The sequence below is a fragment of the Roseivivax halotolerans genome (genome assembly GCF_900115815.1).
GTDB lineage: Bacteria > Pseudomonadota > Alphaproteobacteria > Rhodobacterales > Rhodobacteraceae > Roseivivax > Roseivivax halotolerans.
Genome location: NZ_FOXV01000015.1, coordinates 72,668 through 80,049 on the forward strand (window position 1 = coordinate 72,668; position 7,382 = coordinate 80,049).

General features: G+C 60.7%; 8 protein-coding genes and 1 pseudogene. 8 read left to right on the forward strand and 1 reads right to left on the reverse strand.

Annotated elements, in window-relative coordinates; genetic code table 11:
- The first annotated feature begins 7 nt into the window (after window positions 1–7).
- The 8 genes and pseudogenes from ccoN (at window position 8) to BM171_RS16500 (ending at window position 6,887) form a co-directional block, all read left to right on the forward strand.
- A pseudogene (gene ccoN, locus BM171_RS16470) lies at window positions 8–1,648 on the forward strand (cytochrome-c oxidase, cbb3-type subunit I).
- A 4-nt stretch (window positions 1,649–1,652) separates the two neighbouring features.
- Window positions 1,653–2,381: a cytochrome-c oxidase, cbb3-type subunit II gene (gene ccoO / locus BM171_RS16475; protein WP_093015012.1), complete on the forward strand. Its 729-nt coding sequence runs from the start codon at window positions 1,653–1,655 to the stop codon at window positions 2,379–2,381.
- The gene (locus BM171_RS16480; protein WP_093015015.1) at window positions 2,378–2,545 is read left to right on the forward strand and encodes a cbb3-type cytochrome oxidase subunit 3; all 168 of its coding nucleotides are present in this window, start codon (window positions 2,378–2,380) and stop codon (window positions 2,543–2,545) included. The genes ccoO and BM171_RS16480 overlap by 4 nt, the downstream gene beginning before the upstream one ends.
- A complete protein-coding gene (gene ccoP, locus BM171_RS16485) occupies window positions 2,542–3,495 on the forward strand; it encodes a cytochrome-c oxidase, cbb3-type subunit III (protein ID WP_093015018.1) in 954 nt (317 codons plus the stop codon). The genes BM171_RS16480 and ccoP overlap by 4 nt, the downstream gene beginning before the upstream one ends.
- The gene (locus BM171_RS19020; RefSeq protein ID WP_175497607.1) at window positions 3,492–3,659 is read left to right on the forward strand and encodes a hypothetical protein; all 168 of its coding nucleotides are present in this window, start codon (window positions 3,492–3,494) and stop codon (window positions 3,657–3,659) included. Before ccoP ends, BM171_RS19020 begins: the two co-directional genes overlap by 4 nt.
- Before the next feature lie 13 nt (window positions 3,660–3,672).
- Window positions 3,673–4,470 (forward strand): DUF2189 domain-containing protein, encoded by a 798-nt coding sequence (locus BM171_RS16490; protein WP_093015021.1) that lies wholly within the window; start codon window positions 3,673–3,675, stop codon window positions 4,468–4,470.
- Entirely contained in the window at window positions 4,467–4,640 is a 174-nt protein-coding gene (gene ccoS / locus BM171_RS16495) for a cbb3-type cytochrome oxidase assembly protein CcoS (protein ID WP_093015024.1), read from the forward strand. The genes BM171_RS16490 and ccoS overlap by 4 nt, the downstream gene beginning before the upstream one ends.
- A gap of 450 nt (window positions 4,641–5,090) precedes the next feature.
- A complete protein-coding gene (locus BM171_RS16500; protein ID WP_139218728.1) occupies window positions 5,091–6,887 on the forward strand; it encodes a sensor histidine kinase in 1,797 nt (598 codons plus the stop codon).
- A 57-nt stretch (window positions 6,888–6,944) separates the two neighbouring features.
- Here BM171_RS16500 and BM171_RS16505 read toward each other — a convergent pair whose 3' ends face one another.
- Window positions 6,945–7,253: a hypothetical protein gene (locus tag BM171_RS16505; RefSeq protein WP_093015029.1), complete on the reverse strand. Its 309-nt coding sequence runs from the start codon at window positions 7,251–7,253 to the stop codon at window positions 6,945–6,947.
- Window positions 7,254–7,382 lie beyond the last annotated feature (129 nt).

The following is a 7,382-nucleotide window of genomic DNA, read 5'->3' on the forward strand; positions in this document are numbered from 1 at the left end:
TTCGCAAATGGCCGTAACGGCAACCCTGACCTCGATCGAACGGCAGATCGGCATCGCGATTTCCGCAGGGCTGGCCATTCTGGGGCTGGCGATGGCGGCGGTCGCCAAGACCGGGCCGATGGCGCTGCATGGCTGTATGGCCCTCGTTCTGGGCATCGCGCTCGTCTTTCACCTCGGAGGTGCGCTCTACGATCAATCCGAGCCATCGAAGTCTCGCCATCGGGAATACTATGACGCGCCCACCCGTTTCGGCATTGTGATGACGCTGATCTGGGCGGTGGCCGGCATGGGCGTGGGCGTCTGGCTGGCGGCGCTGATGTATTGGCCCGAGGCCACCCCCGCCGTGCCCTGGACAAGCTACGGGCGGCTGCGACCTGTGCATACCTCGGGCGTGATCTTCGGCTTTGGCGGCAACGCGCTGATCGCGACATCCTTCTAAGTGCTGCAACGCACGTCGCGCGCGCGGCTGGCGGATGCTGTCAGCCCTTGGTTCGTGCTGATCGGCTTCAACCTGTTCTGCGTCTGGGCCGCGACGGGCTATGTCATGGGACAGACCCAGTCCAAGGAGTATGCCGAACCGGAATGGTATGCCGACCTGTGGCTCGTCCTGGTCTGGGTCACCTATTTCGTGGTCTATATCCGCACGCTCGCGCGACGAGCCGAGCCGCATATCTACGTCGCCAACTGGTATTACATGGCCTTCATCCTGGTCGTTGCGATGCTGCACATCGTCAACAACCTGGCGCTTCCAGTGACCTGGGGTTCTGGCGAGAGCTTTACCATCTGGTCGGGTGTGCAAGATGCGATGATCCAGTGGTGGTACGGGCACAACGCGGTGGCGTTCTTCCTGACAGCCGGGTTCCTCGGCATGCTCTACTACTTCTTGCCGGTACGGGCGCAGCGCCCCATCTGGTCCTATCGCCTGTCTATCTTGAGCTTCTGGGGGATCGTGTTTTTCTACATGTGGGCAGGCTCGCACCACCTGCACTACACGGCACTGCCCTACTGGGTGCAGACGCTGGGCATGACCTTCTCGGTGATGCTGCTGGTTCCGTCCTGGGCCTCGGCGGGCAACGCCATCGCCACGCTGAACGGCGCTTGGCACAAGGTGCGCGACGACGCCGTGCTGCGATTCATGTTCGTGGCCGCGGTATTCTACGGCCTGTCCACTTTCGAGGGATCTTTTCTGGCGATCCGACCCGTCAACTCGCTGTCGCATTACACAGACTGGACGGTGGGCCATGTCCATTCCGGCACGCTGGGCTGGGTGGCGATGATCGTCTTCGGCGCGATCTACAGCATGGTGCCCAAGCTCTGGGGACGAAACGACATGGCGTGGCCCAAGGCGGTCGAGTGGCACTTCTGGCTCGCGATCGCCGGGACGCTGATCTACGTCGTGTCACTCTGGAACGCGGGCATCACCCAAGGCCTGATGTGGCGCGCCTACGACGAGGGCGGCGCGCTCAGCTACAGCTTCATCGAGTCGGTCGAGGCGATGCTGCCATATTACGCGGCCCGCACGCTGGGCGGCGGCCTATTCCTCGCCGGTGCGCTACTCTGTGCGCTGAATTGCCGGGCGACGATGCGCGCCGCGGGCAACCGGGTGGACGAAGCCGACCGTCCCCTTGCGACCCAACCGGCGGAGTAAGCCCATGCTGAAGCTGCATTACAACCTCGAAAAGGTCTCCATGGGGCTGGTGGGCGCCATCATCGCGGTGGCCTCGGTCGGCGGGATCGTCGAGATCGCGCCGCTCTTCACCATCGAGGAGACGGTTGAGATCCCCGACGACATGCGCCCGCACACGCCGCTGGAACTGGCGGGCCGCGAGATCTACATCCGTGAGGGCTGCTACGCCTGCCACAGCCAGATGGTGCGTAGCCTCGCTGACGAGCTCGATCGCTACGGCCCCTATTCGCTGGCTGCCGAAAGCGCCTGGGACCACCCGATGCTCTGGGGGTCCAAGCGCACCGGGCCGGACCTCGCCCGGTTGGGTGAAAAGTATTCCGACGCCTGGCACGTCGCCCACCTGATCGACCCGCGCAGCGTCATCCCAGTGTCGATCATGCCGGCCTATCCCTGGTTGACGCGCGATCTCGACACAGGCCTAATCGAGGACAATCTCGCCGCGCTGGCGCGGCTTGGCGTGCCCTACGACGACGCGATGATCAACAACGCCATGGCGGACGCACGCGCGCAGAGCCAGCCGGACTCGGATAGGGCCGATAGCGTGCGCGACCGCTACGGCGAAGACATCGCGGTGCGCGCCTTCGATGGCGACCCGTCGCGCCTGACCGAGTTAGACGCCCTGGTGGCCTATCTGCAATCGCTGGGCACCCTGACCGACGACGCCCACGAAATGTTCGGGGAGGATGCGCAATGAGCCATGAAACACTTGTTCTGATCGCTAAGGTCGTCGGTCCGATCTGGATGGGGGGCTTCCTCTTCGTAGTGCTGATCCGCGCCTACAACCCGCGCAGGAAGCCCGAGCAGGAGCGGATCGCGCGCTCGATCCTGCCCGACGCGGATGCGGAGGATCGCGCATGAGCACCGATCCCAAGAAGCTTCCCGGTGCTGATCCGCATACCGGCAACCGCGAGATCGACCCGGTCACCGGCTACGACACCACCGGTCACGACTGGGGTGGCATCAAGGAACTGAACACGCCCTTCCCGAAGGTCGCGCTGGTCGCGCTGGCGCTGACAGTGGCCTATTCCGTCATCGCTTGGGTTCTGCTGCCCGCCTGGCCGCTGGGGCGAGATTACACGCGCGGTATTCTGGGCCTCGACCAGCAAGAGGTGGCCGAGGAACGCCTGCGCGATCTCGCGACACTACGCGCGGACTGGCTTGGCCGGTTCGAGGACCCCGATTTTACTGCGCTGTCGAATGATCCCGAGCTGATGGGTCTTGCCATGCCCGCGGCCGACCGGCTCTACCAGGACAACTGCTCGGCCTGCCACGGTCGCGCCGGCGGTGGCGGGCCGGGCTATCCAGTCCTTCACGACACTTACTGGCTTTGGGGCGGCGCGCCCGATGACATCGCCGTGACCCTGCAAGTGGGAATCAATGCCGCGCACCCCGACACCCGCTGGGCACAGATGCCGGCATTCGACTGGATGGAAGACGGCCAGCTGTCTGCCTTGTCGGGTTACGTCGCCGCCATGCCTTCGGACGAGGCCGACCCGGACAGCGAGGCGGCAACCCTCTTCACCGAAAACTGTGTCGCCTGCCACGGCGAAGGTGGCGCGGGCGGTCTGATGAACGGAGCGCCTTCGCTGGTGGATGATACGGTGATCTACGGGCAGGACGAGGAGTCGGTCATGGTCTCGCTGAGGAACGGTCGACAGGGCGTGATGCCCTATTGGTCCGAGCGGATGAGCGATGCCGAGATCAACGCCCTTTCGCTTTATGTCTCGCGCCTGCCGGACGATGGCGCTGTGGACCGCACCGAAACCCCGCAGGCGTCCGAGGGCTCTGCTGCGGAGGCCACGCAATGAGGCCACAGACACAGAAAAGCCTCGCCATCAGCGGCGCGCTCGCGCTTGTCGCGCTGCTGGCCGCCTACAAGGCCGCCATGGTCACAGCGGCATTTACCTCGCAGACCGCCTGCGTGGCCGTCAACGACAGCGCGGCCGCGACACCGGCGCAGCGCGCCTGCTGAAAGGTCCTTGATCATGCTCGAGCCACTTCCTTCCGTTCGTCCGCCACAGCGCTCCGCCTCAACGCTCGCGCGCGATCTGCCAGCTCGGACCGCGCGCGACTGGCTCGCCGCCGGCTGGCAGGATTTTCGGGCCGCCCCCGGACCGAGTTTGGCCTATGGCGGCTTTCTCGTTGCGCTGTCCTATGCAGTGCTATGGGCGCTCGCGGCCTCGGGGCTCCTCTATCTCGCTCTACCCGCCATCTCCGGCTTTCTGATAGTGGGGCCGTTCCTAGCCATCGGACTTTACACGCTGTCCAGACGCCGCACCGAAGGTAAGACGACGACGCTGCGCCAAATGCTGCTGGTGCGCCCCGCCGCAGGACGGCAGTTGGCCTACGCGGGGCTGCTGCTGGGGCTGTTGGTGCTATTCTGGCTGCGCGCTGCCGACCTGCTTTACGCGCTATTCTTCGGGTTCGCACCGCTGCCCGGAGCGGACGACGCGCTGTCCAACGTATTCATCACGCCGCGCGGCTGGGGCCTACTGCTGGTGGGATCAACCATCGGTGGCCTGTTCGCCGCCTTTGCCTTTGCGCTCAGCCTCTTTGCTGTGCCCATGCTTCTGGTCGAACGCCGCGACGCGCTGACAGCGCTTGGGCTCAGCTTCGCAATGACCAACCACAATCTGCGCCCCTGCATTGCTTGGGGAGGCATCGTCGCTGGCGGCATGGCGGTCGCCGCAGGGACAGGCCTGCTGGGCCTAGTCGTCGTGTTCCCGGTGCTGGGCTACGGCACCTGGCACGCCTGGCGCTCGATTGGCGCGCGTGAAGCATGACCTCCCTTCTTGTGCTCATCCCCGTTTCGCTCGGCATGGGGCTGGTTGGGCTGTGCGCATTCTTCTGGGCGATGCGTAATGACCAGTTCGACGACCCCGATGGCAACGCATGGCGGGTACTGATCGCTGAGGATCGTCCGAAAAACAATCCAATCGAAACGGAAGTGTGATGACCGTCTCATCGTGGATTCCTTCGCCTGTGAGTTTGAGGCAGAAGGACCCGGTGTCCTTGACCTAGAGGATCCAGGCGGTTCCGCCACGATCCGCCGGATTTACGGAAATCAGGATCTTTGGGATACGGTCGATCCTGCGCCCGGCCCCAGTATTCTTTGCCTCTGATCAGATGGGGGAAATTGGTCCACTTGATTCGGTGAGGCCTCTTCATCAAACATGGATCATGCGCTCGAAGCACACTCGTCGAAACCGAATGGTCTTAGCCAGTCCGATTGCACCGACTAAGCAGCGAAAAATCAAAGGAATGTTTCCCGGACAGATCGAGCAAGTTAGTTATGCTACTCTGACACTTTACTGTATACTGAATATCACCAACTGCGGCGGCCTCCTTACCGCATAACTTCCCTGAGTGCCTCCGAGGCCGAGGAGAGCACTGGAGTTCGCCAGTGGGACACAACGCCCAAGGTGCCATGCATACTCATGTCCCCTTTCGAGAAGTGCTCGACCAGGTTATCTCCTTTGTTGGTCTTCTAGACCCGCAGGGTTGTATCCTAGACGTCAACGAGCCCGCTCTCGAGATCGCCGGCATCTCGTTGAACGATGTACTGGGGCGGCGGTTGGATGAGAGCTTCTGGTTCAGTCACGATCTCATTGAGAAGCGGCGCATAAAGGATGCGGTTTTGCGGGCCCAGGAAGGCCAACGCGTGAGATTTGATGCGACAGCGCGTGTGGCCGGCGGCAAGACGATCGATATCGATTTTCAGATTGCTCCGCACTACGCTGAAACCGGCGAGTTGATCTCGTTGGTCCCGTCCGCGATCGATATCAGTGATCGCAAGGCGACGGAGAGACAGTTGAAAGCAGCTCAGGAGGCCTTCGAAAGCGCTATTCGGAATTCTCCCTTCGGTGTCATGCTTTTCGACAAAGAGCTCCGCGTCAAAGTGATGAGCAAAGGGGCCAGCGCTGTGTTCCCGGATGAGGATCACGTCACTGGTCGGGATATGTACTCTCTGCTTCGTGACATGTGGCCCTACGATTTTGCTAAAGAGATTATCGGGAACTATTACCATGTCCTGGTTTCAGGATCTCCTGTCGAAGTCAAAAACGCGATGGGGATCCGAGCGGATACTGGGGCAGAAGAAGCTTATGATTATCGTCTCGAGCGCGCATTGCTGCCGGACGGAACCTATGGTGTCATCTGCTATTTCTACGACCTCTCCGAGCGCAGATCGCTCGAGAATGAGGTCCGTGAAAGTGAACAACTTTTTCGATCAACCTTCGAGAATGCCGCTGTCGGGATCGCGCATGTGGCACGAGATGGCACGTGGCTAAGGGCCAATCACAAACTCTCTGAAATTCTTGGATACACGCCGGCAGAGCTGGAACAGATCACCTTCCAGGACATCACCCATCAAGATGATCTCGATGCGGATCTCCAGCTTCTAGAGAAGGTTATCCAGGGCCAGATCGACGATTACGTGATCGAAAAGCGGTATGTGCACAAACACGGACATACAATCTGGGCGATCCTGTCGGTTGGAGCTGTTCGCAACGATGACGGATCCATCGAGCGCTTCATTTCCACGATCAACGATATTTCTGCTCAGAAAGAGGCCGAGAGTGCGCGTGACATGCTGGTCTTCGAGCTCAATCACCGTGTGAAGAACATGATGGCGACGATCCAATCCGTCGCATCGAACACCATGCGTTCATCGTCGAGCTATGATGACTTCAAGGAGAGCTTTTCTGGACGCCTTCAAGCCATATCGAAAGCCCATGACAGCATCTTCAAGTCGCCCGATCAGAAAGTCGACCTGATGGAAATCATAAAGGAGCAGTTCGAGGTTTACCTAGATCTCGATGCGGCCCGTTTGGAATTCACCGGCGACCCCATCACAATGGACAGCCAAGCCGCCAGAGGCATGGGCATCATCGTTCACGAGATGGTCACCAACGCGATGAAGTACGGCTCTCTTTCGAACGATACCGGCAATGTTACGGTATCTTGGGCGCTACGCGCTCAAGACAATGGAACGGGGGTCAATCTGACATGGAAGGAATCGGGTGGACCGAGCGTTTCAAAGCCAGACAATGTTGGTTTTGGCAGCCGCTTGATCGAGATCCTGGTCGAGCAACGGCTTGGAGGGTCGATGAACAGAACCTTCTCTCCCGACGGACTTCGCTGTGACATCAGTTTTGAAGTCCTCCATGGCACCACGGAGCTCTCTGGCGTTCGCTTGTGAGAAGGTTTCCAAGCCTACGTCGTGAGGACACGCCTCTGCACGCTGGGAGAGCTTTCGTCACGGCGTGACAATCTGCAGAACGCCCAACCTTCTGATTTCGCTGCGCGTACGAGCTACGAAATACTTGCGCATGGAAAACACCATGTAAGATCCGGGAAGGCACCCTAGAAGCATCGTCGAGACAACGCGCTGCCTTTCAGCGACCTCCAGCAGTTCATGATGCATCTGAAGTGCATCGAAGAGCATGAAGATTTCCGTGAATGTCAGAGCCGCCGAGAACACCGCCTCGATGATGGAGAAGAGCTCTTTCGCAACCGCGGGCCGTGGATCCCAGCCTTGCTGTGACTTCGGCAGCCGCCACATCATGGGACCGGTCAGCGTGCACTTTTTCCCCGCTTTCTGAGCTACTCCCCGATCGTTGGACAGGATCTGGCGTAATTTAAGCTACTCGTTGCACCTGCTGATCGGGTTGGTTGATATCATTTCTCTGCCAGT

What these genes read in the sequence shown, in the direction of transcription:
- ccoP (WP_093015018.1), top strand. Translation starts at nt 2,542, where the DNA reads ATGAGCACCGATCCCAAGAAGCTTCCCGGTGCTGATCCGCATACCGGC.
- BM171_RS16490 (WP_093015021.1), top strand. Translation starts at nt 3,673, where the DNA reads ATGCTCGAGCCACTTCCTTCCGTTCGTCCGCCACAGCGCTCCGCCTCA.
- BM171_RS19020 (WP_175497607.1), top strand. Translation starts at nt 3,492, where the DNA reads ATGAGGCCACAGACACAGAAAAGCCTCGCCATCAGCGGCGCGCTCGCG.
- BM171_RS16505 (WP_093015029.1), bottom strand. Translation starts at nt 7,253, where the DNA reads ATGATGTGGCGGCTGCCGAAGTCACAGCAAGGCTGGGATCCACGGCCC.
- ccoO (WP_093015012.1), top strand. Translation starts at nt 1,653, where the DNA reads ATGCTGAAGCTGCATTACAACCTCGAAAAGGTCTCCATGGGGCTGGTG.
- ccoS (WP_093015024.1), top strand. Translation starts at nt 4,467, where the DNA reads ATGACCTCCCTTCTTGTGCTCATCCCCGTTTCGCTCGGCATGGGGCTG.
- BM171_RS16480 (WP_093015015.1), top strand. Translation starts at nt 2,378, where the DNA reads ATGAGCCATGAAACACTTGTTCTGATCGCTAAGGTCGTCGGTCCGATC.